20 protein-coding genes are annotated in these 20,713 nt (G+C 64.5%); 5 read left to right on the top strand and 15 right to left on the bottom strand.

Annotation, left to right across the window (positions count from 1 at the left end; all coding sequences use genetic code 11):
- Positions 1-76 precede the first annotated feature (76 nt).
- The 8 genes from KBA32_RS09440 to hda all read right to left on the bottom strand — a co-directional run bounded on the left by KBA32_RS09440 (position 77) and on the right by hda (position 7,786).
- Entirely contained in the window at positions 77-1,246 is a 1,170-nt protein-coding gene (locus tag KBA32_RS09440; RefSeq protein ID WP_294357985.1) for a phosphoglycerate dehydrogenase, read from the bottom strand.
- Positions 1,247-1,280: 34 nt separating this feature from the next.
- Positions 1,281-2,363, bottom strand: a complete 1,083-nt coding sequence (gene serC, locus KBA32_RS09445) for a 3-phosphoserine/phosphohydroxythreonine transaminase (RefSeq protein ID WP_294357988.1) — start codon at positions 2,361-2,363, stop codon at positions 1,281-1,283.
- A 183-nt stretch (positions 2,364-2,546) separates the two neighbouring features.
- On the bottom strand, positions 2,547-3,380 hold the full coding sequence (gene panC, locus KBA32_RS09450) for a pantoate--beta-alanine ligase (RefSeq protein ID WP_294357990.1): 834 nt from the start codon (positions 3,378-3,380) through the stop codon (positions 2,547-2,549).
- Between the two features lie 145 nt (positions 3,381-3,525).
- Positions 3,526-4,338: a 3-methyl-2-oxobutanoate hydroxymethyltransferase gene (gene panB / locus KBA32_RS09455; RefSeq protein ID WP_294357994.1), complete on the bottom strand. Its 813-nt coding sequence runs from the start codon at positions 4,336-4,338 to the stop codon at positions 3,526-3,528.
- Between the two features lie 155 nt (positions 4,339-4,493).
- Positions 4,494-4,994 (bottom strand): 2-amino-4-hydroxy-6-hydroxymethyldihydropteridine diphosphokinase, encoded by a 501-nt coding sequence (gene folK / locus KBA32_RS09460; RefSeq protein WP_294357996.1) that lies wholly within the window; start codon positions 4,992-4,994, stop codon positions 4,494-4,496.
- Between the two features lie 9 nt (positions 4,995-5,003).
- Positions 5,004-6,356 carry a polynucleotide adenylyltransferase PcnB gene (gene pcnB / locus KBA32_RS09465; RefSeq protein ID WP_294357998.1) on the bottom strand — a complete coding sequence of 451 codons (1,353 nt, stop codon included), beginning with the start codon at positions 6,354-6,356 and terminating at the stop codon, positions 5,004-5,006.
- Between the two features lie 59 nt (positions 6,357-6,415).
- Complete coding sequence (locus tag KBA32_RS09470) at positions 6,416-7,081, bottom strand: HAD family phosphatase (RefSeq protein ID WP_294358001.1); 666 nt, start codon at positions 7,079-7,081, stop codon at positions 6,416-6,418.
- A gap of 15 nt (positions 7,082-7,096) precedes the next feature.
- Positions 7,097-7,786 (bottom strand): DnaA regulatory inactivator Hda, encoded by a 690-nt coding sequence (gene hda / locus KBA32_RS09475; RefSeq protein ID WP_294358007.1) that lies wholly within the window; start codon positions 7,784-7,786, stop codon positions 7,097-7,099.
- A 145-nt stretch (positions 7,787-7,931) separates the two neighbouring features.
- Between hda and purM the strand changes: the two genes are divergently transcribed.
- Positions 7,932-8,978, top strand: coding sequence for a phosphoribosylformylglycinamidine cyclo-ligase (gene purM, locus KBA32_RS09480; RefSeq protein ID WP_294358010.1), 1,047 nt, complete (start codon positions 7,932-7,934; stop codon positions 8,976-8,978).
- A gap of 49 nt (positions 8,979-9,027) precedes the next feature.
- On the opposite strand, the gene KBA32_RS09485 is transcribed toward purM, so the two are convergent.
- Positions 9,028-9,372 carry a hypothetical protein gene (locus KBA32_RS09485; protein WP_294358014.1) on the bottom strand — a complete coding sequence of 115 codons (345 nt, stop codon included), beginning with the start codon at positions 9,370-9,372 and terminating at the stop codon, positions 9,028-9,030.
- Between the two features lie 149 nt (positions 9,373-9,521).
- On the opposite strand from KBA32_RS09485, the gene KBA32_RS09490 reads away from it, so the two are divergent.
- Complete coding sequence (locus KBA32_RS09490; RefSeq protein WP_294358017.1) at positions 9,522-10,148, top strand: LysE family translocator; 627 nt, start codon at positions 9,522-9,524, stop codon at positions 10,146-10,148.
- A 393-nt stretch (positions 10,149-10,541) separates the two neighbouring features.
- Positions 10,542-12,182 carry a sensor domain-containing diguanylate cyclase gene (locus tag KBA32_RS09495; protein WP_294358020.1) on the top strand — a complete coding sequence of 547 codons (1,641 nt, stop codon included), beginning with the start codon at positions 10,542-10,544 and terminating at the stop codon, positions 12,180-12,182.
- Here the strand turns inward: KBA32_RS09495 and miaA are convergent.
- Both miaA and mutL read right to left on the bottom strand, forming a co-directional pair.
- Complete coding sequence (miaA, locus tag KBA32_RS09500; protein ID WP_294358022.1) at positions 12,179-13,117, bottom strand: tRNA (adenosine(37)-N6)-dimethylallyltransferase MiaA; 939 nt, start codon at positions 13,115-13,117, stop codon at positions 12,179-12,181. The genes KBA32_RS09495 and miaA overlap by 4 nt on opposite strands.
- A gap of 186 nt (positions 13,118-13,303) precedes the next feature.
- Positions 13,304-15,154 carry a DNA mismatch repair endonuclease MutL gene (mutL, locus tag KBA32_RS09505; protein ID WP_294358026.1) on the bottom strand — a complete coding sequence of 617 codons (1,851 nt, stop codon included), beginning with the start codon at positions 15,152-15,154 and terminating at the stop codon, positions 13,304-13,306.
- A 101-nt stretch (positions 15,155-15,255) separates the two neighbouring features.
- On the opposite strand from mutL, the gene KBA32_RS09510 reads away from it, so the two are divergent.
- Entirely contained in the window at positions 15,256-15,903 is a 648-nt protein-coding gene (locus KBA32_RS09510; RefSeq protein WP_294358029.1) for a DedA family protein, read from the top strand.
- 3 nt (positions 15,904-15,906) lie between these two features.
- Here KBA32_RS09510 and KBA32_RS09515 read toward each other — a convergent pair whose 3' ends face one another.
- Together KBA32_RS09515 and KBA32_RS09520 are read right to left on the bottom strand one after the other, a co-directional pair.
- On the bottom strand, positions 15,907-16,782 hold the full coding sequence (locus KBA32_RS09515; RefSeq protein WP_294358032.1) for a phosphoribulokinase: 876 nt from the start codon (positions 16,780-16,782) through the stop codon (positions 15,907-15,909).
- A gap of 28 nt (positions 16,783-16,810) precedes the next feature.
- Positions 16,811-17,899: a class 1 fructose-bisphosphatase gene (locus tag KBA32_RS09520; protein ID WP_294358035.1), complete on the bottom strand. Its 1,089-nt coding sequence runs from the start codon at positions 17,897-17,899 to the stop codon at positions 16,811-16,813.
- Positions 17,900-18,014: 115 nt separating this feature from the next.
- Here KBA32_RS09520 and KBA32_RS09525 point away from each other — a divergent pair, with 115 nt between their 5' ends.
- The gene (locus KBA32_RS09525; RefSeq protein ID WP_294358040.1) at positions 18,015-18,947 is read left to right on the top strand and encodes a LysR family transcriptional regulator; all 933 of its coding nucleotides are present in this window, start codon (positions 18,015-18,017) and stop codon (positions 18,945-18,947) included.
- On the opposite strand, the gene KBA32_RS09530 is transcribed toward KBA32_RS09525, so the two are convergent.
- Positions 18,918-19,217: a hypothetical protein gene (locus tag KBA32_RS09530; protein ID WP_294358043.1), complete on the bottom strand. Its 300-nt coding sequence runs from the start codon at positions 19,215-19,217 to the stop codon at positions 18,918-18,920. The two genes, KBA32_RS09525 and KBA32_RS09530, sit on opposite strands and share 30 nt — an antisense overlap.
- 103 nt (positions 19,218-19,320) lie before the next feature.
- The gene (locus KBA32_RS09535; RefSeq protein WP_294358046.1) at positions 19,321-20,700 is read right to left on the bottom strand and encodes a ribulose-bisphosphate carboxylase; all 1,380 of its coding nucleotides are present in this window, start codon (positions 20,698-20,700) and stop codon (positions 19,321-19,323) included.
- Between the last annotated feature and the right edge of the window lie 13 nt (positions 20,701-20,713).

A 20,713-nucleotide genomic window follows, 5' to 3' on the forward strand; every position in this document is an offset into this window, starting at 1 on the left:
CGCACCAAAAACAAGGCGCTGTCTGACAAACAAAAACCGGCCCGCAGGCCGGTTGGCGTGCCATGCGTCCGGTTCCTTACGACGGCAGGTAGCGTACGCGCAAGACGCCGCCGATCGCCGTCAATTGGTCGATGACCGCCTGCGGCACCGCGCACTCGACATCCACCAGCGTGAAGGCGAGGTCGCCACGCGACTTGTTTACCATGTTGTGGATGTTCAACCCGGCACCGGCGAGCGCGGTCGAGATCTGGCCCAGCATGTTCGGAACATTGGCGTTGGCGATCGCCAGCCGGAAGCCGGATTCGCGCGGCATCGAGATGTTCGGGAAATTGACCGAATTGAGGATGTTGCCGTTTTCCAGATAGTCGCGCACCTGGTCGGCGACCATGATCGCGCAGTTCTCCTCGGCTTCTTCCGTCGAGGCGCCCAGGTGCGGCAGGGCGACGAAGCGCGGGTGATGGCGCAGGAGGTTGCTTGGGAAGTCGCAGACGTAGGCGTGCAGGCGGCCGTCGTTCAGGCCATCGAGCACGGCTTTCTCGTTGACGATGCCATCACGCGCGAAGTTGAGCAGGATGCAGCCCTTCTTCATCAGCTTGACGCGGTCGCCGTTGATCAGGTCCTTCGTCGCCGGCAGCAGCGGCACGTGCAGGCTGATGAAGTCGCAGCGCTTGACGAGATCGTCGATGCTGACGGCTTTCTTGACCTGCGACGGCAGGCGCCAGGCGGCGTCGACGGTGATTTCCGGGTCGAAGCCGACGACGTTCATGCCGAGTTGAATGGCCGACTCGGCGAGCATCGAGCCGATGGCGCCGAGGCCGATGATGCCGAGCGTGCTGCCGCGCAACTCATGGCCGACGTAGTGCTTCTTGCCGGCTTCGACTTGCTTGTGCAGCGATTCGTCGTCGCCGAAGAGGCCGTTGACGAAGGTCAGCGCCGGCGCGATGTTGCGCGTGCCCATCAGCATGCCGGCGATCACCAGCTCCTTGACGGCGTTGGCGTTGGCGCCGGGGGCGTTGAAGACGACCACGCCGCGTTCGCTCATGGCCTTGGTCGGGATGTTGTTGGTGCCGGCGCCGGCGCGGCCGATAGCCAGCACACTGGCGGCGATCGGCATGTCGTGCATTACCTGCGAGCGGACCAGGACGGCGTCCGGGTCGGCGATGTCGTTGCCGACGACGTAGCTGTCCGGCAGGCGGGACAGGCCCTTCTTCGAGATCGCGTTGAGCGTCTGGATCTTGCGGGTCATTCGGGGTTCCTCGAATTGTCGGGTTTGATGGGGATCAGCCGTGCAGCTTCTCGAATGCCTTCATCCAGTCGACCAGCGCCTGGACACCCTCGACCGGCATCGCGTTGTAGATCGACGCGCGCATGCCGCCCACCGAGCGGTGACCCTTGATCTGCACCATGCCGCGCGCCTTGGCGCCCTTGATGAACTCGTCGTCGAGCGCCGCGTCCTTGAGCGTGAACGGGATGTTCATCAGCGAACGGTTGTCGACGGCGACCGGCGAGGCGTAGAAGCTGGAGGCGTCGAGCGCGTCGTAGAGCAGCTTGGCCTTGGCGCGATTGACCGCTTCCATCGCCGCGATGCCGCCCTTGGCCTTGAGCATCTTGAAGACCAGGCCGGCGATGTAGATCGCGTAGGTCGGCGGCGTGTTGTACATCGAGTCGTTGTCGGCGGCGATCTTGTAATCGAACATCGTCGGCGTGCCCTTGACCGTTTCGCCGAGCAAGTCGTCGCGCACGATGACGATGGTCAGGCCGGCCGGGCCGATGTTCTTCTGCGCGCCGGCGTAGATCAGGCCGAACCTGGAGACGTCGATCGGGCGCGACAGGATGTTCGAGGACATGTCGGCGACGAGCGGCACGTTGCCGGTTTCCGGCGTCCAGAAGATCTCCACGCCGCCGATCGTCTCGTTCGGCGTGTAATGCACGTAGGCGGCGTTCGGGTCGAGCTTCCACGCGTCCTGCGTCGGCGCGTAGGAGAAGTTCTTGTCTTCGGACGAGGCGACGACGTTGACCGCGCCGTACTTCTTGGCCTCCTTGATCGCCTTCTTCGACCATTCGCCGGTGTTCAGGTAGTCGGCCGACGCTTTGCCGCGATAGAGGTTCATCGGCACCATCGCGAACTGGCTGGAGGCGCCGCCTTGCAGGAAGAGGACCTTGTAGTTGGCGGGGATGCCCATCAGTTCGCGCAAGTCGGCTTCGGCCTCGGCCTGGATGCCCATGTACTCCTTGCCCCGGTGCGACATTTCCATCACCGACATGCCACAACCGCGCCAGTTGACGAGTTCCTCGCGTGCCTGTTCGAGCACTTCTTGCGGGAGGGCGGCGGGGCCGGCGCTGAAGTTGAAAATGCGTTCCATGGGGATGTGATCCTTTCGTGTGGAGAGATGAAAGTCAGGAAGAACGGAAGCGGAAGAATGCGGTTCGGGCGGCTGCGCCTTCGTGTCGTGCGCCTGGGCGGCGTGGTCGGTCGCTCAGGGCTTGGCTGGCAAAGAAAGGCATTCTAGCAAAATGTCTTTCGCTGGCGCTTTGCCGGGTTCGGCTCAGGGCAGGTCGATCTCCAGATTGTCGATGAGACGCGGCGTGCCGAGGCGGCTGGCGGCGAGCACGACGAGCGCCTTCTCGCCGCCGGTCGGCGGCTGGAGGTCGGCTTGCCGGCGGATGGCGACGTAGTCGGTCTGCCAGCCGGCGCCGTCGAGTTCGGCGACGGCGGCCGTTTCGAGCCTGGCGAAGTCGCGCTCGCCGGCGAGGACGGCGCTGCGGATCGATTGCAGCGTCCGGCTCAGGCGCGGCGCTTCGGCGCGCTCGGCGGGCGTCAGGTAGCCGTTGCGCGACGAGAGCGCGAGGCCGTCGTCGGCGCGCACCGTTTCGCCGCCGACGATCTCGATCGGCAGCGCGAGCTGGCGCGTCATGTTGCGCAGCACCATCAGCTGCTGATAGTCCTTCTTGCCGAAGATGGCGACTTCGGGCTGGACGATGTTGAAGAGCTTGAGCACGACGGTCGCGACACCGCGGAAGTGCCCCGGCCGAAATTCGCCTTCCAGCTGGTTCTGGATCTCGGGCGGATCGACCTGGTACTGCTGCGGTTCCGGGTAGAGATCGGCCTCGGTCGGCGCGAAGAGGACGTCGACGCCGGCTTCGCGCAGTTGCGCGCAGTCGTCGGCGAAGGTGCGCGGATACTTGTCGAAATCCTCGTTCGGGCCGAATTGCAGGCGGTTGACGAAGATGCTGGCGACGACCGTGTCACCGTGTGCGCGGGCCAGCCGCATCAACGCGATGTGGCCGGCGTGCAGGTTGCCCATGGTCGGGACGAAGACGACGCGGCCGCAGTTTCTCAGGGCGGCACGCAGATCGGGGATGGCGGCGTGGATTTGCATGGTTTCTCGAAGGGGTTTACTCGGAGTCTGTGAAAAAACTCAAAACCCACCACAGAGGCGCAGAGAAAAACACTGCTTCCAAAGGTTTTCTCTGCGAAAACTCTGCGTCTCTGTGGCTCTGTGGTGGGGGTTTCGGCATTTCCTCTCAGTAGCAGTGTTCCGGGCCGGGGAAGCTGCCGTCCTTGACGGCGGCGACGTAGGCAGCGATGGCGCCGGCAATCGAAGTTTGTCCGGCCACGAAGTTCCTGACGAAGCGCGCTTTCTTGCCGGGCGAGATGTCGAGCATGTCCTGGATGACCAGCACCTGCCCCGAGCATTCCTTGCCGGCGCCGATGCCGATCGTCGGGATGACGAGTTGCCGGGTGACTTCGGCGGCCAGCGGCGACGGGATCGCTTCCAGCACGATCAATGTCGCGCCGGCTTCCTGCTGTGCGAGCGCGTCGGCGATGAGCTTGGCCGCGCCGGTCTCGTCCTTGCCCTGCACGCGATAGCCGCCGAGCTGATGCACCGACTGCGGCGTCAGACCGACGTGCGCACAGACCGGGATGCCGCGCTGCGTCAGGAAGCGCGTCGTCTCGGCCATCTCGATGCCACCTTCAAGCTTGACCATTTGCGCGCCGGCCTGCATCAGCTCCACCGCATTGCGGTAGGCAAGCTGCGGGCTTTCCTGGAAGCTGCCGAACGGCATGTCGGCGACCACCAGCGGGCGCTGGCTGCCGCGCACGACGGCGCGCGTGTGGTAGGCGATGTCGGCGTTCGTCACCGGCAGGGTCGAGTCATGGCCCTGCACGACCATGCCGAGCGAGTCGCCGATCAGCAGGACGTCGATGCCGGCGTTCTCGCATTGCAGCGCGAAGCTCGCGTCATAGCAGGTAAGCATGACGATCTTCTCGCCGGCGGCACGCATCTTGGCCAGGTCGGTGTGAGCGAGTCGCCGCGTGACTGTTTGTGCGGACATGGATCAGTTCCCCAGATTGAAGTATTCGTGAAGCCAGCGCAGCGATACCGTGCGCGGGGGCGAGTGTTTGAAATTGTCGTCGTTTAGACGAGGCTGATGTGCTTCGAGTTCGTTGTCTGATCCTGATTTGGCGTGCGCCAAGGATACCGTCGGCGTCATCGTCCGTGTGTTTCCATCGCCCCCATCCGTTCGATGCGCTGCATGCGCACTGCCGGCAGCCAGGCGGCGACGCTGCCACGGCCGGGAATGCGGCAATCGGGCGCGATTTCGGCGAGCGGCGCCATGACGAAGGCGCGCAGGTGCATGCGCGGGTGCGGTAGCGTCAGCCGCGGCGTGTCGATCACGGCGTCGTCGAAGAGCAGGAGGTCGAGATCGAGCGTGCGCGGCGCCAGGTGGAAGTCGCGGCGGCGGCCGAACGAGGCTTCGATCGCCAGCTGCGCGTCGAGCAGCGCAGCGGCGTCCAGATCGGTTTCGAGTTGGGCGACGGCGTTGATGAAATCCGGCTGCCCGTGCACGCCGACCGGTGCCGTACGATAGAGCGACGAGGTGCGGGTCAGTCGCGACTGCGGCAGGTGTCGCAGTGCTTCGAACGCGGCACGTACCTGTGCGACCGGGTCGTCCAGATTGGCGCCGAGCGCCACGTAAGCGAGGTGCATCGGGAAAGCTCAGCTGTTCGCGTCCGACGCTTTGGCAGCGGCCGGCTTGCGCTTGCGGCGCCGGCGCTTCTTTGCCTCGTCCGGCTTCTGCGGCAGCAGCATGGCGGCACGGGTTTCGCCGTCGGCGTTCAGGAAGTCGGTCCACCAGCGGCCGAGTTCGGCGTCGATTTCGCCGGATTCGGCGCGCAGCAACAGGAAGTCGTAGCCCGCCTTGAAGCGCGCCTGCTCGATGAGCGCGTAGGGGCGCTTGCCCGAGCGCTGCTCGAAGCGCGGCTGCAAGAGCCAGATGTCCTTGATGTCGCCGGCGACGCGGCGCGTGATGGCGAGCTTTTCCGATTGGACGTCGAGCACGTCGTCCATCGCCGCGAAGAGCGCCGGGATCGGCCGTTCGCCGCCGGCCTTGAGCGCTTCCCACTTGGCGAGGACCTCGTGCCAGAGCAGGGTGGCGAAGAGAAAACCGGGCGAAATCGGCTTGCCTTCGCGCACGCGGCGGTCGGTTTTCTCGAGCGCCAGCATGACGAAGCGTTCGCCGAGCGGCTGGTCGAGAATCACGTCGAGCAGCGGCAGGACGCCGTGGTGCAGGCCTTCGTCGCGCAGGCGCTTGAGGCTCTTGACGGCGTCGCCCGAGGTCAGGAGCTTGAGCATTTCGTCGAACAGGCGCGACGGCGGCACGTTCTCGAGCAGGCCGGCGAGTTCGCCGATCGGTCCGCGCGTGGCCGGTTCGATGGAGAGGTCGAGTTTCGACGCCAGGCGCACGGCGCGCAGCATGCGCACCGGGTCTTCGCGATAACGCGTCGATGGATCGCCGATCATGCGCAAGGTCTTCTGCTTCAGATCGTCGATGCCGTGGTGGTAATCGACGATGGTTTCGGTCGCCGGGTCGAAGTAGAGGGCGTTGACCGTGAAGTCGCGCCGCATCGCGTCGTCCTTCTCGCTGCCGAACACGTTGTCGCGCAGTACGCGACCCTGGCTGTCGGTTTGCGCCCGGTGGCTGCTTTGCTGGTCGTGATGGCCGCGGAACGTGGTGACTTCGATCGTTTCGGCGCCCATCAGAACATGCACGATCTGGAAGCGGCGGCCGATGATGCGCGAGCGGCGGAAGCAATTGCGCACCTGTTCCGGCGTGGCGTTGGTGGCGACGTCGAAGTCCTTGGGTTTGCGCCCGGCGATCAGGTCGCGTACCGCGCCGCCGACGACGTAGGCCTTGAAGCCCTGCTGCTGCAGCGTCTCGACGGTACGCAGGCTGCCGCTGCTGACGGCGTCGCGCCGGATACCGTGCTTGTTGACGCCGATGACCGTGGCGTCGCCGGAGTTGGCCGGTGCCTTGCGTCCGAAGACGCGAGAAATGAATTTGCGAATCATCGCTGGTTTTTGCTCAGGTTCTTGTTGTCTGGATGGCCGTCGTGGCGCGGGTTTGGCTTTCAAGCGTGGATGCTCAGTGTCGGCCAGCCGGCGTTCTCGGCGTACGCGCGTAGCGTGGCGTCGGGGTCTACGACGACCGGGTCGGTCACGCGCAGGAGCAGCGGCAAATCGTTGTGCGAGTCGCTGTAGAACCAGCTGCGCTGGAAGTTGTTCCACCAGAGGCCCATCGATTCGAGCCAGGCGTCGACGCGGGCGATCTTGCCTTCGCGGAACGACGGCAGGCCGCGCGGCTTGCCGGTGAAGCGCCCATTCTCCTGCGCCGGAATGGTCGCGATCAGGTGCGGAATGCCCAGCTCGCGCGCGATCGGGCCGGTGACGAAGCTGTTGGTCGCCGTCACCATCGCGCAGATGTCGCCGGCGTCGAGATGCTTCCTGACGAGCTCACGCGCCTTCTGGCTCAGGCGCGGCCGGATCTGCGTCTCCATGAAATCGGCGTGCCACGCTTCGAGATCCGCACGAGTATGGTCGGCCAGCGGCCGCAGCTGGAAGTCGAGAAACTCGTGGATGTCCATCGTGCCGGCCTTGTATTGCTCGTAGAACTCGGCATTGCGCGCCTCGTGCGTCGTGCGGTCGACAATGCCCTTGCTGACGAGGTATTGCGTCCACTCGTAGTCGCTGTCGCCGGTGAGCAGCGTGTGGTCAAGGTCGAACAGGGCGAGTTGCATCGGTTTTATTGTCCTTCAGGAAGATTGGAGTTCGGCCGGCGTCATCAGCACCTCGCGCAGCAGCGGCAGCGTGATGGCGCGCTTATGTTCGAGCGAATAACGGTCGAGCGCGCCGAGCAGGTCCATCAGGCTGCGCATGTCGCGCGGCGCGCGCGCGAACAGGTAGTCGAACGATTCGGGCGGCAGGCGCAGGCGGCGCGCGGCGGCGTAGGCGCGCAGCGCGTCGAGCATCTGGTCGTCGGTCAGCGCATGGATGCGGTAGATCAGTCCCTGGCCGAGGCGCGTGCGCAAGTCCTCGCGCAGGTCGAGCTGTACGGGCGGCAAGAACGCGGCGGTGAGCAGGCGGCCGGCGGCGGCGCGTATCCGGTTGTACAGGTTGAACAGCACGATCTGCCCGGATGCGCTGAGCGCCTCAACGTTGTCTACCGCGTGAAAACGCGGTTTGCCGGGATTGTCGGCGAGCAGTTCGGCTTCGATCGCGGCGATATCCGGATCGGCGAGCGCATCGTGGTAGGCGGCACCGCTCGCTTGCAAGAGGTGCGTCTTGCCGGCGCCGCCTTCGCCCCAGAGCAGCAGCGACGCTTCACGATTGTCCGGCGACAGCCAGTTCGTGAGACCGGCGAGCGCCTCCCCGTTGCATCCGGCAACGAAGTTGTCGAGGCTGGGCGGGGTTTCCGGCAGGAGGTCGAGGAGCAGTTGGCGCATGTAAGGGAGTCGCGCGGGCAGCGTGCCGGCGGCACTTGAGACGGCTAACTCAGGCTAATTCGGATAAAATTCCGACTTTTGCGAATGAAGCCGCGGATTTTACCACTACGGCGACTTTGCAAGCCTCGTTCGGGACCATAAACACATGACTCAGCCATCGAAAGAAGCCCTTTCCTATCGTGATTCCGGCGTCGACATCGATGCCGGCGACGAACTCGTCGAGCGCATCAAGCCGTTCGCCAAGAAGACGCTGCGCGAGGGCGTGCTGAGCGGACTCGGCGGCTTCGGCGCGCTGTTCGAGGTGCCCAAGCGCTATCGCGAGCCGGTGCTCGTTTCCGGGACCGACGGCGTGGGGACCAAATTGAAGCTGGCCTTTGACCTCAAGCGCCATGACACGGTCGGCATCGATCTCGTCGCGATGAGCGTCAACGACGTGCTGGTGCAGGGCGCCGAACCGCTCTTCTTCCTCGACTACTTCGCCTGCGGCAAGCTCGACGTCGATACGGCGGCGGACGTCATCAAGGGCATCGCCAAGGGCTGCGAATACGCCGGCTGCGCGCTGATCGGCGGCGAGACGGCCGAGATGCCGGGCATGTACCCGGAGGGCGAGTACGACCTCGCGGGCTTTGCCGTCGGCGCCGTCGAGAAGTCGGCGGTGATCACCGGGCGTGACATCGTGCCGGGCGACGTGGTGCTTGGCCTCGCCTCGTCGGGCGCGCATTCGAACGGCTATTCGCTGGTGCGCAAGATCATCGCGCGTGCGCAACCCGACCTGAACGCGCCGTTCGACGGCGACAAGTCGCTGGCCGACGCGATCATGGCGCCGACGCGCATCTACGTGAAGCCGATGCTGGCGCTGATGGCCACGCTGCCGGTCAAGGGCATGGCGCACATCACCGGCGGCGGGCTGACCGAGAACGTGCCGCGCGTGCTGCCCGAGTCGGTCAAGGCGGTCATCGGGAAGTCGGCCTGGCAGCGCCCGAAGCTCTTCCAGTGGCTGCAAAGCGAAGGCAACGTCGCGGAAAGCGAAATGCATCGCGTCTTCAACTGCGGCATCGGCATGGTCGTCGTCGTGGCGCGCGAGAACGCGGCCGAAGCCTTGCGCCTGCTCAACGCGGCCGGCGAGAAAGCGCTCGAGATCGGCCGTATCGAACCTCGCCTGGACGGCGAGGCGCAGACGATCGTCGTCTGATTCTGATTGGCGTTGTGCGGGTTGCGGAAAGGCAGCCTGCGCGGCGCGGTCACACCTCGAAATCGACGGTCGTGTCGGAGACGTGCTGGCGGCGGCTACGGGTCGCGCGGGTGTCGAGAAATACCGGCAGTTTCGCCTTCCGTCGCTCGGTCTTTCGGCGTTCGCCCCAGCCTTGCGTGTCCGCGTTCCGCTTGTTCCCGGCCAGAAGCGCGCGGCGTAACGCTTCTTCGTTCGCTGCTGCTCGTCGCTCTTCCGGTGACGATTGATTCAATTGCGGACGCAGGTTGGCCAGCCGATCGACCGGCTCGGGCCGTTGCCGTTCGGCAGGGTTGTCCTTCGCTCTCGCGTCGATTCCATTCATGAACGACGGCGGGGCTTCCGCAGGAATTCGCATCGCATTTTCCGTAATTCTCATCAGAATTAATGTGTTATCGGCGTTCTCAAGTCACACTTGAGTTTTTTGGCGAACGCATGTCCGTCCGTCTCGGCGGGAAGGTGTCGTATCATTTTGCCTTCCGCTGATGCCATGAATGGACATTCCCGATGCTTGCTGCCGACCAATTCCTGAGCTTTCTCGCTGCGGCGATGCTGATCACGCTCTCGCCCGGTCCCGACAATCTGATGGTCCTCGGCGTCGGCATTTCGCGCGGGCGGGCGCAGGGCATGGCTTTCGGCCTCGGCTGCGCGCTCGGTTGCCTGAGTCACACACTGCTTGCTGCGCTCGGGGTGAGTGCGCTGATCGCCGCGTCGCCGGTTGCTTTCACCGTGCTCAAGGTCGGCGGCGGACTTTACCTGCTCTGGCTGGGCATTCAGGCGTTGCGCAGCAACGGCCGTGTCGACGTGGCGAAAGCCAGGGCACCGGCGGATTCCTTGCTGCGCCTCTTCGGCAAAGGTTTGTTCGCCAACAGCATCAACCCGAAAGTCGTCCTCTTCTTCCTCTCTTTCCTGCCGCAATTCGTCGTCGCCGAGCGAGGGCAGGTGGCGTGGCAGACGGCGCAATTCGGGTTGATCTTCACCGCGCAGGCGGCGCTGTTGTTCGGTCTGCTCGGTTACTTTTCCGGCGCCGTCGGCCGCTGGATCAACCGCAACGAGAGCGCCGGTCGCTGGCTCGACCGCATCGCCGGGACGATCTTCGTCGCGCTCGGCCTGCGTCTGATCGTCTCGCGCTGAGGCAGTTCGGCGCTCGGCCTGGCGAGCTGATTCGGGCGCCGATTTTCTTCTGGCTTTTTCCCTCGCGAGGGTTATAGTGGAAGTGCACCGAGGTCAGCGGTAATCCCGGTGAGAAGTCGCAGTACCCGCCGCTCTCTTTGGAGACTCTATGGATCCATTTCATTACTGCTCTTTAAAGATGATCGAGTAACAAACTCAACGGCGACAAGCCGATTACTCTGGCCAAGTGTGCCGGGGTCGCAGTACCTGAAGCCCGTGCATCTCAACGCATGGGCTTTTTTGTTGCGCGTCGAACGAGGTCTCGTGCGGCTTGTGGTCTGGTTTCCACCCTGGACTGCCGATGTAGAATGAAAGCGCCCTTCTTTCCGTTTCCACCAACTCGCCTCGTCGGGAATGACTAATCAAACCACTTCCATTCCTCTGCACGACCGGATTCGCCTGATTCGTATCCAGGCGTTTTTCCGGAGCGCGACCGGGAACCCGTTCAGTCTTGTGCTTGGCGGCGGGCTGTCGGCGTTGGCGCTGACGAGCGTTGGCGTTCCTTCTTACCCCTTGCGCGTTTGGTTCGCGCTGATTCTGCTGCTGAGCGGCCTGATCTTCGCGTTCGAGCGTTTCGTCAAGCGGCGTGGCCTGACGCAGGAAAACGCGGGGTCGTTGTTTCGCCGGCGCGTTGCGCTCGGACTGGTCAATGCCGCGCTGTTCGGCGGCGTGATCGGACTCGTTCCGGAGGGCACGGCGCAGACGGCGTACCTGCTGGTGTTCGTCGTCGTGTCGGCGGTGGCGGCGCTCGGCTACATGTCTTACGCGACCGAGTTTCGCTACGGGCTGGCTGTGAGCGTGCTGACGATAGCGCCGTATGCGCTGTTCTGCTTTTATCGGTACTTCGCGCAGGGCGACGCCTTTCTCCTGCTGACGGGAATCATCGCACTGGTCTGGCAGGCAGTCGTCGTTTCCAAGGCCTTGCACGTGTCGCGCTCGGCGGTGGGGGAAATCGAGGCGGGCGAGCGCCTGCGCGATGAAATGGCCGGGCGTGAGCAGGTTGAGCGGGAACTCCGCGATAGCCAGGACGAGTCGCGGCAGTTGGCGACGATGCTGCGCATGATGTGCGACAACGTGCCGGACATGATCTGGGCCAAGGATCTTGAAGGGCGTTACATCTTCGCCAACAAGGCCTTGTGCGAGAAACTTCTCGGTACGAGCGATACGAGCGCGCCGCTCGGCAAGACCTTCGACCATTTCGCCGAACGCGAGCGGGCGGTGTATCCGGACCAACCCGAGTGGCACACCTACGGGCAGTTTTCGCAGGACGTGGATCGGCACACGCTGAGCCGCGAGGAGCCGACGATCTATGAGGAATCGGGCAACGTGCGTGGCAGTTTTGTATTTCTCGACGTACATCAGGCTCGTTTTGTCAGCGCCCGGGGCGAAGTGATCGGCACCGTCGGTTGCGCGCGCGACATCACTGCGCGCAAGGCTTCCGAAGCCTTCGTCCATCATCTCGCGCACCATGACGCGCTGACCGATCTGCCCAACCGTGCGCTGCTCAACGAACGGTTGCGGCAGGCGCTGGCGCAGGTTCGTCGCGATCGCACGAAGCTGGCGGTGCTCTTCATCGACCTCGATCGCCTGAAACCGGTCAACGATACGCTCGGGCACGACATCGGCGACCTTCTGCTGATGGAAGTCGCGGCGCGCCTGCGCTCGGTGATGACGCGCCGGGTCGATACGGTGGCGCGACTGGGCGGCGACGAGTTCGTGATTCTCCTGCCGCGGATCAACAAGGAACAGGACGCCGAGGCGGCTGCCGAGCGTGTTCTTCTTGCGCTCAGGCAACCTTTCCGGGCCGATCAGCACACGATTCGCATTTCGGCGAGCATCGGTGTGGCGTTCGCGCCGCAGCACGGCCTCGAAGCGGAAGCGTTGCTCAAGAGCGCCGACACGGCGATGTACTGCGTAAAACGCGAGAGGGGCGACGATTTCCGGTTTTTTGACGAATCGATGCAGCCGCCCGCGGACGATCCGACTTTGCTCTAGCCGGCGAGCGCCTGCGCCACGCGGCGCTCGACCTGCGCGGCAAGGTCCGGCGCCAGGCAGTCGAACGCTTCGGGTTTGAGCGTATTGGTCATCCAGGTGATCTGGCGCTTGGCGAGCTGGCGCGTGGCGTAGATGCCGCGGTCGCGCATCTCGGCGCGCGGCGCGAGGCCGTCCTGCACTTCCCAGACCTGGCGGTAGCCGACGCAGCGCATCGACGGCAGGTCGAGCGACAGCCGATACTTCTCCCGCAGCATCGTCACTTCATCTTCCAACCCGGCCTTCAGCATGGCGTCGTAGCGCTCGGCGATGCGTGCGTGCAGGACGCTGCGCTCCGATGGCAAGAGGCCGATCGAGACGAAGTCGAACGACGGCTTCTGTTCCTGGCCTTCGGCGAGAAGTTCCGCCATCGGTCGGCCGGCGAGGCGATAGACCTCGAGCGCGCGCTGCACGCGCTGCGCGTCGGTCGGATGCAGGCGCGCGGCGGTGGCCGGATCAACCTTCGCCAGTTCGGCGTGCACCGCCGGCCAGCCGTGCGCGGCGGCCAGCGCGTCGATCTCGGCGCGCGTCGTCGCGCAGGCTTGCGGCAGTTCGGCGAGCCCTTGCAGCAGCGTCCTGAAGTAGAGCATGGTGCCGCCGACGAGCAGCGGAATCCGGCCACGCGCGACGATGTCGGCCATCACGGCGAGCGCATCGGCACGGAAACGTGCGGTCGAATACGCTTCTTCCGGGCTGATCAGGTCGATCAGGTGGTGCGGGTAGGCATTGAGCGTCTCGGCGTCGGGCTTGGCCGTGCCGATGTTCATGTCACGGAAGACCTGCGCCGAATCGACGCTGATCAGTTCGACCGGGAAGCGGTGCGTCAGCGCCATCGCGACGCCGGTCTTGCCGCTCGCGGTCGGGCCCATCAGCAGGATGGCTTTTGGTAGCGTGTTCATCCTGAAAACCTCACCGCAAAGGCGCGAAGGCGCAAAGATCGCAAAGGAAACAACGGGCTGAACGTACTTGATCACTCACCCTGTAGGGGGCTACGGAAGATGCGCGCCGTTCGCGTAGCACTTTGATTTTCTTTGCGAACCTTTGCGCCTTCGCGCCTTTGCGGTGAAGAGCTGCGGTTATTAGGTTCATCGGCCGCGCAGGAACAACCGGTCGAGATCGCCCATCGAGAGCTGCGTCCAGGTCGGACGGCCGTGGTTGCACTGGTCGGCGCGCTCGGTCTCCTCCATCTGGCGCAGGAGCGCGTTCATCTCGGGTATTGAAAGGATGCGCCGCGCGCGCACGGCGCCGTGGCAGGCCATCGTCGCCAGCAGTTCGTTGCGGTGCGCGGCCATCAGCTGCGTCACGCCGTGTTCGCGCAGTTCGGCGAGCAGCGTACGCGCGAGCGTGGCGGGGTCGGCGGCCTGCAGCAGCGCCGGGACGCCGCGCACGGCGAGCTGCGTCGGTCCCATCGGCGCGAGGTCGAAGCCGAGGTCGTGCAGGGCGTCCGAATGCTCCTCGACGGCGGCGACTTCGAGCGCGTCGGCGGTAAAGACGGCCGGGATGAGCAGCGCCTGCGCGGCGATGCGCTTGCTGTCGAGCGCGGTCTTCAGCTTTTCGTAGAGGATGCGCTCGTGCGCCGCGTGCATGTCGACGAGCACGAGGCCGAGCGCGTTCTGCGCGAGGATATAGACGCCGTGCAGCTGGGCGAGCGCGTAGCCCATCGGCGGCGTGCTTCCGTCTGTCGGAGCCGTCGGTTCGGAAAAGGGGATCGGGGCGCGGGCAGGAGTGGGTTGCGCCTTTTCGGCGAAGGCGAAGTAGGCAGCCATCGCCGGCTCGCTGACGCGCAGCGACTCCTGGCGTTGCGGCCATGCCTGTACGCTCGTTCCTGGCGGCGCCGGGTTCGGGCGCTGTGCGGCAATGGACAGGGCTGGAGCCGTCGCTGGAGAGGCGCTTGCGGGTTCGTTGCCGGCGCCGGCCAGCGGGCTGGAGAGCGTTCGCTGCACCGCGTGGAAGACGAACTGGTGCACGGCGCGTCCGTCGCGGAAGCGCACTTCGGTCTTCGCCGGATGGACGTTAACGTCGACGTGCGCCGGGTCGATCTCGACGAAGAGGCAGTAGGCCGGGTAACGGCTGCCGTGCAGCATGTCCTGGTAGGCCTCGCGTAGCGCGTGGCTGAGCAGCTTGTCGCGCACGAAGCGGCCATTCACATACACGTACTGCGCGTCGCTGCGCGCGCGCGAATGTGCGGGTGTCGCGCAGTGGCCGAAGATGCGCAGGCCGTGACCTTGTCCGCCATCCGCGTCGCGGCGTGGCTCGCCGGTATCGATCGAGCGCGATTCGGCGAGGAAGTCGTCGCCAAGGATGGCGCCGGCGCGGCCGCGCGCATCGGTCCTCGCCAGATGCAGGCTGACGCGCCCGTTGTGCGAGAGGGTGAAGGCGACCGTCGGGTGTGCCAGGGCGACGCGCTTGACGGCGTCGGCGCAATGCGCGAACTCGGTGGCTTCCGACTTGAGGAATTTCCGCCGCGCCGGCGTGTTGTAGTAGAGGTCGCGCATCTCGACGACGGTGCCGGCGCCGAGCGCGGCCGGTTCCGGTGCGGCGCCGGGTTCGGCGTTCAGGCGCCAGGCATGGCTCGCGTTCTGCTGGCGGCTGGTCAGCGTCAGGCGCGCGACGGAGGCGACCGAAGCCAGCGCTTCGCCGCGAAAGCCAAGCGTGGCGACGCGTTCGAGGTCGTCGAGCGTGGCGATCTTCGACGTGGCGTGGCGGGTCAGCGCGAGCGCGAGTTCATCCTTGGCGATGCCGCAACCGTCGTCGCTGACGCGGATCAGCTTGACGCCGCCTTCTTCGAGCTGGATCTGGATGGCCTGACAGCCGGCGTCGAGAGCGTTCTCAAGCAACTCCTTGAGCACGGAGGATGGGCGTTCAACGACCTCGCCGGCGGCGATCTGGCTGATCAAGAGGTCGGGCAGTAGATGAATGGTGGGCTTTTCGGGCATCGGTGGATTATACCGGCGAGGCCCCTCGCGCGACCCGGTCGCTCAAGTTGGCGGATCTTCGGCTTCCAGTACAATCGCGTTTTTCTCGCACCGGGATCGACATGGAACTCCTCGCCTACTTCATCGACATCGTGCTGCATCTCGACAAGCATCTGGCCGTGATGGTGCAGCAGTACGGCGTCTGGATCTACGCGATCCTGTTCGCGATCATCTTCAGCGAGACCGGCTTCGTCGTCACGCCGTTCCTGCCCGGCGATTCGCTGCTCTTCGTCGCCGGCGCGCTGGCGGCGCTGGGCGGGATGGACATCATGATCCTGATCGCGGTGCTCCTCGCCGCCGCCGCGCTGGGCAACACGCTCAACTATCAGATCGGGCGCTACCTCGGACCGAAGGTCTTCCAGTGGGAAAACTCGCGCTTCTTCAACAAGGCGGCGCTGATGAAGACGCATCTCTTCTACGAAACGCACGGCGGCAAGACGCTGGTGATCTCGCGTTTCCTGCCGCTCTTTCGCACCTTTGCGCCCTTCGTTGCCGGGATCGGCGCGATGACCTGGGCGCGCTTCACCTTCTTCAACCTGATCGGCGCGTTCGCCTGGGTCGTTTCGCTGACGCTGGCCGGCTACTTCTTCGGCAACCTGCCCTGGGTACAGAAGAACCTGTCGGCAGTGATCCTCGGGATCATCGCTATTTCGATGATCCCGGTCGTCATCGGCTGGTGGCAGCATCGCAAGGAAGGTGCTTCCTCCTGATCGTCAGCGCGCGCGGCGCTTCTTGTCCATCAGGTGCAGGATCATCGGCGTGAAGATGATCTGCATGGCCAGCCCCATCTTGCCGCCCGGGCAGACGATGATGTTCGGGCGCGACATGAATGAGTCGTGGATCATCGAGAGCAGGTAGGGGAAGTCGATTCCCTTCGGGTTGGCGAAGCGGATGACGACGAAGCTCTCGTCGAGCGAAGGGATGTCGTTGGCGATCAGCGGGTTCGACGTATCGACGGTCGGCACGCGCTGGAAATTGACGTGCGTGCGCGAGAACTGCGGGCAGATGTAGTTGATGTAGTCGGGCATGCGGCGCAGGATGGTGTCCATCACCGCCTCCTTCGAATAACCGCGCTGCGACTTGTCGCGGTGGATCTTCTGGATCCATTCGAGGTTGATGATCGGCACCACGCCGACGCACAGGTCGACGTGGCGCGCGACGTCGACGTCATCCGTCTTCACCGCGCCGTGCAGTCCCTCGTAGAACAGGAGGTCGGTGTTCTCCGGCAGCTCTTCCCACGCGGTGAATTTGCCCGGCTCGGTGCCGTAGACCTTGGCTTCGTCGGCGTCGTGGATGTAGTGGCGGCGCTTGCCGCGCCCCGTTTCGCCGTATTCGCGGAAGAGGTTCTCGAGATCCCCGAGCAGGTTGGCTTCCGGACCGAAATGGCTGAAATGGTTGTCGCCCGCCGCCATGCGTTCGAGCATCCTGGCCTTCATTTCGGCGCGGTCGTGGCGGTGGAAGCTGTCGCCCTCGATCGTCTCGGCGTTGATCTTGTCGCGCCGGAAAATGTGCTGGAACGAGCGCGTCACCGAGGTGGTGCCGGCGCCTGACGAGCCCGTCACGGCGATGATGGGGTGGGTGATCGACATGGGCGCTACTCCTGAAATGGTGTGTGGCCTACTGGCCCGGGTAATCGGGGCGGAACAGGTTGCGCGTGGAGAAGAGCGGCGAGCTGAACGGTTCGTCCTCGCCGTTCAGGTGCTCGGTATGGTAGCGGTTGATGCGTTCGACCTCGTTGCGCGATCCGAGGATCGCCGGCACGTGCTGATGCAGTTCGGTCGGTGTGACATCGGCGATGCGCTCGTGGCCGGTCGATGCCATGCCGCCGGCCTGTTCGACGATCATCGCCATCGGGCCGACCTGGTGCAGCAAGTGCAGACGCCCCGGTTTTTTCAGATCGCGCGTGTCGCGCGGGTACATGAAAATGCCGCCGCGCACCAGGATGCGATGCATGTCGGCGACCATTGAAGCGACCCAGCGCATGTTGAAGTCCTTGCCACGGATACCCGTCCGGCCCTCCATGCATTCGTCCACGTAGCGGCGGATCGGCGGCTCCCAGAAGCGGCCGTTCGACGTGTTGATGGCGAAGCTGCTGGTCTCCGGCGGGATGCGCATGTCGGGGTGCGTGAGCAGGAATTCGCCGATTTCGCGGTCGAGCGTGAAGCCGTGCGTTCCGTTGCCAACGGTCATCACCAACATCGTGGATGGGCCGTACAGCGCGTACCCCGCGGCGAGTTGGCGCGATCCGGGTTGCAGGAAGTCGGCCGCAGTCGGCTCGTCGATATCGTTCCTGCAGGCGAGTACCGAGAAGATGCTGCCGACGGTGACGTTGACGTCGAGGTTGGGTGCGCCGTCGAGCGGATCAAAAACCAGCAGGTATCTGCCGCGCACGCCCTCGTTCGGAATCGGAACGATGTCGGGAGTCTCGCTCGACGTCAAAGCCGTCAGGTGGCCGCCCCAGGCACAATGGTTGAGGAACGCCTGGTTGGCCAGATGGGTCGGCGAGGCCGGGTCTTCGTCGTGCGGATTCGGCGACCACGGGTCGTCCGCGAGTCCGGCCAGCGCACCGCGCGAAATGACTTGAGAAATTGCCTTGCACGAGCGGACCACGTCACTGATCAGCATCGAAAAATCACCGGCCAGCGCCGGATTGCGGCGCTGCTCCTCGATCAGGAATTTGTTGACGTTGGTGCGACCGAACTGCATGGCGTGGCTCCAGCAGAATTCAATATCGACAGTGGGACTATTGAGTCGATTCTATTGATGTGATAGAAAATCGCTAGTTAAACGTTTTGTTTATTTTATTTAGCAAAGACTAATCATGAGAAGCGCAACCGTCCGGCAACTTCAGATATTCTCCGTCGCCGCGTCGCATTTGTCTTTTGCGCGTGCGGCCGAGAAGCTGCACCTGACGCACGCGGCGATCTCGCTGCAGATCAAGCAGCTGGAGGATGTCTGCGGGACGCAGTTGTTCGACCGTATCGGCAAGAAGGTTTTCCTGACAGAGGCTGGCGACATCCTGCTCGACCACGCGCGCCAGATTCTGCAGTCGCTGAAGGACGCCGACGAGTCGCTGATGGCGCTCAAAGGGCTCAAGGGCGGGCGCGTGACGATTGCCGTGACGAGTACGGCCGAGTATTTCGCGCCCGGATTGCTCGCCGAGTTTCGCAAGGCGCAGGCCGACGTGCGCGTGCGCCTGTTGGTGGATAACCGCGAGGAAGTCTCGCGCATGCTGATCTCGAACGAGGTCGATCTGGCGATCATGGGCCGCCCGCCAGCCGACATGGAAGCCGAGGCGACGACCTTTGCGCCGCACCCCTTCGTGATCGTCGCCGGTGCCGATCATCCGCTGGTCGGCCGCACCGCGCTGACGCTCGATGACATCGCGCAGGAGACGATGATCGTGCGCGAAGCCGGCTCCGGCACCCGGTTGGCGATGGAGGGCTTCTTCCGCGAGCACTCGATCGAGCCGAACATCGACATGGAGATGGGCAGCAACGAGGCGATCAAGCAGGCGGTGGTCGCCGGGCTCGGGATCAGTTTCATCTCGCAGCACACGCTCGGCCTCGAACTGAGCGCCGGACGCCTCGTCGTGCTGCCGGTCGAGGGCATGCCGGTGATGCGCCGCTGGTTCCTCGTGCGCCACAAGAGCAAGCGCCTGACGCCGGCGCTCGGCGCCTTCTGGGACTTCGTCCTCGAATTTGCGCCAGATTACCTCAAACGCCTAGAGCATCAGGCTGCGGGCGATAAATAGCGAGTAGAAGAGCCGGTCGCGGAAGAGCAGGTAGAACCCGATCGTGTACAGCGCGTACAGTGCGCAGCACAGCAGGAACAGGCGAAGCGTGTAGCGCAGGAGCAGCGCGGCGTTGCGGCGCGACACGAATGCGCTGCGGGCGTTGCGCAGCCTGCTTTGCCTGCTTTGCCTGCATGCCGGCTTGTTGGCGGCGTTGGTCCGTGGCTTGCCGAGGCCTCTTTGCAGGGGGGTGAATACGTGGGTTTCCGCGCGTGTGTCTGAACTGCTCATTCTTTGCTTTTTCTGGTATTTCGTTGTTTTCTGATGCCGATGGACAACCGGGCGGGCGATTAGTTGCCGCGCCATGGTTGTCCGCAATGCCTGTTGCAGGTGGCTACCCTGCAACTCCCAGCTTCTCGCGCCAGCCAGGATAGAGGGCGTCGGCGTCCTTCGGGAAGGATTCGAAGGCGCGGGCGAACTCGCGGTGTTCCCTCGCCCAGGCAATCGGATCGGCGCCGGCCTTCCAGCATTCGTAGGCCTGGCGCAGCGAACGCGCACCGGCTGCCGGCGAGTCGATGTGGCCGTACGAGCCGCCGCCCGCCGTGTTGATCACGTTGCCGTGGCCGAGGTTCTTGAAGAAGCCGGGAAGGCGCAGCGCGTTCATGCCGCCGGAGACGATCGGTGTCGTCGCCTTCATGCCGTACCACTTCTGGAAATAAACCGGGCCCTGGCATTCGTCGCGCTCGATCATGTAGGCGATGATCTTGTCGTCGCCTTCGCCTTCCATCTTGCCATAACCCATGGTGCCGACGTGGATGCCCGAGGCGCCCTGCAGACGGCTCATCTTGCCGAGGACGAAGGCCGTGTAGCCGCGCTTCGAACTCGGAGAGGTGACGGCGCCGTGGCCGGCGCGGTGGTAGTGCAGGTACTGGTTCGGATACTGGCGGCGCGCGGTGGTGATCATGCCGGGTCCGCCGACGTAGCCGTCGACGAGGAAGGCCAGCTTGTCGGCGTCGGGGCCGAAGACTTCGAGCGCGAAATCGGCGCGCGCGCACATCTCGTAGTGGTCGTCGGCGGTGATGTTCATCGAGAACAGCTTGGCTTCGCCGGTCTCGTCCTGCGCGCGCTTCATCGCGTCGTAGACGAGCGGGATCGTCTTCCTGATCGGCGCGAAGACCTGGTTACCCTGCGGCTCGTCGTTCTTGATGAAGTCGCCGCCGAGCCAGAACTGGTAGGCGGCTTCGGCGAACGGCTCGGGGCGCAGACCGAGCTTGGGCTTGATGATCGTGCCGGCGATGTAGCCGCCGTTCTCGACCGGGCGGCCGAGGATGCGCCACAGGTCGGCGATGTTCCTGGCCGGGCCGTCGAACATCTGGATGACGCGCTCCGGCACGTAGAAGTCGATCATCTTGGCGTGCTCGATGTCGCCCATGCCCTGATTGTTGCCGATGGTCAGCGTCAGGAAGGAGACGAGCATGAAGCGGCCGTCGATCATGTTGCGGTCGAAGAGATCGAGCGGATACGCGATGCGCAGGTCCTCGGTCGCCTCGTCGATGTGATAGACGAGCGCGTCGACGCCTTTGGTGAAGTCGTCGGTCGTCGAGACTTCGACGTTGGTGCCGGTCGATGACTCGGCGGCGAAGTGCGCGGCGGCTTCCAGATAGCCGACGCCGGCCTTCGGCTTCATCCTGTAGGCGCAGAGGATGTGTTTGCCGCCCTTGATCAGGTCTTCTTCCTTGAGGCTGAGATCGGCGTAGCGCTTCGATTGATCCATGGTCTTCTCCCTC

This window comes from Propionivibrio sp. (genome assembly GCF_017995515.1).
GTDB lineage: Bacteria > Pseudomonadota > Gammaproteobacteria > Burkholderiales > Rhodocyclaceae > Propionivibrio.

Excerpts from the sequence above, each read along its gene's own strand:
- KBA32_RS09440 (WP_294357985.1), bottom strand. The coding sequence starts at position 1,246 with ATGACCCGCAAGATCCAGACGCTCAACGCGATCTCGAAGAAGGGCCTG.
- serC (WP_294357988.1), bottom strand. The coding sequence starts at position 2,363 with ATGGAACGCATTTTCAACTTCAGCGCCGGCCCCGCCGCCCTCCCGCAA.
- panC (WP_294357990.1), bottom strand. The coding sequence starts at position 3,380 with ATGCAAATCCACGCCGCCATCCCCGATCTGCGTGCCGCCCTGAGAAAC.
- panB (WP_294357994.1), bottom strand. The coding sequence starts at position 4,338 with ATGTCCGCACAAACAGTCACGCGGCGACTCGCTCACACCGACCTGGCC.
- folK (WP_294357996.1), bottom strand. The coding sequence starts at position 4,994 with ATGCACCTCGCTTACGTGGCGCTCGGCGCCAATCTGGACGACCCGGTC.
- pcnB (WP_294357998.1), bottom strand. The coding sequence starts at position 6,356 with ATGATTCGCAAATTCATTTCTCGCGTCTTCGGACGCAAGGCACCGGCC.
- KBA32_RS09470 (WP_294358001.1), bottom strand. The coding sequence starts at position 7,081 with ATGCAACTCGCCCTGTTCGACCTTGACCACACGCTGCTCACCGGCGAC.
- hda (WP_294358007.1), bottom strand. The coding sequence starts at position 7,786 with ATGCGCCAACTGCTCCTCGACCTCCTGCCGGAAACCCCGCCCAGCCTC.
- purM (WP_294358010.1), top strand. The coding sequence starts at position 7,932 with ATGACTCAGCCATCGAAAGAAGCCCTTTCCTATCGTGATTCCGGCGTC.
- KBA32_RS09485 (WP_294358014.1), bottom strand. The coding sequence starts at position 9,372 with ATGCGAATTCCTGCGGAAGCCCCGCCGTCGTTCATGAATGGAATCGAC.
- KBA32_RS09490 (WP_294358017.1), top strand. The coding sequence starts at position 9,522 with ATGCTTGCTGCCGACCAATTCCTGAGCTTTCTCGCTGCGGCGATGCTG.
- KBA32_RS09495 (WP_294358020.1), top strand. The coding sequence starts at position 10,542 with ATGACTAATCAAACCACTTCCATTCCTCTGCACGACCGGATTCGCCTG.
- miaA (WP_294358022.1), bottom strand. The coding sequence starts at position 13,117 with ATGAACACGCTACCAAAAGCCATCCTGCTGATGGGCCCGACCGCGAGC.
- mutL (WP_294358026.1), bottom strand. The coding sequence starts at position 15,154 with ATGCCCGAAAAGCCCACCATTCATCTACTGCCCGACCTCTTGATCAGC.
- KBA32_RS09510 (WP_294358029.1), top strand. The coding sequence starts at position 15,256 with ATGGAACTCCTCGCCTACTTCATCGACATCGTGCTGCATCTCGACAAG.
- KBA32_RS09515 (WP_294358032.1), bottom strand. The coding sequence starts at position 16,782 with ATGTCGATCACCCACCCCATCATCGCCGTGACGGGCTCGTCAGGCGCC.
- KBA32_RS09520 (WP_294358035.1), bottom strand. The coding sequence starts at position 17,899 with ATGCAGTTCGGTCGCACCAACGTCAACAAATTCCTGATCGAGGAGCAG.
- KBA32_RS09525 (WP_294358040.1), top strand. The coding sequence starts at position 18,015 with ATGAGAAGCGCAACCGTCCGGCAACTTCAGATATTCTCCGTCGCCGCG.
- KBA32_RS09530 (WP_294358043.1), bottom strand. The coding sequence starts at position 19,217 with ATGAGCAGTTCAGACACACGCGCGGAAACCCACGTATTCACCCCCCTG.
- KBA32_RS09535 (WP_294358046.1), bottom strand. The coding sequence starts at position 20,700 with ATGGATCAATCGAAGCGCTACGCCGATCTCAGCCTCAAGGAAGAAGAC.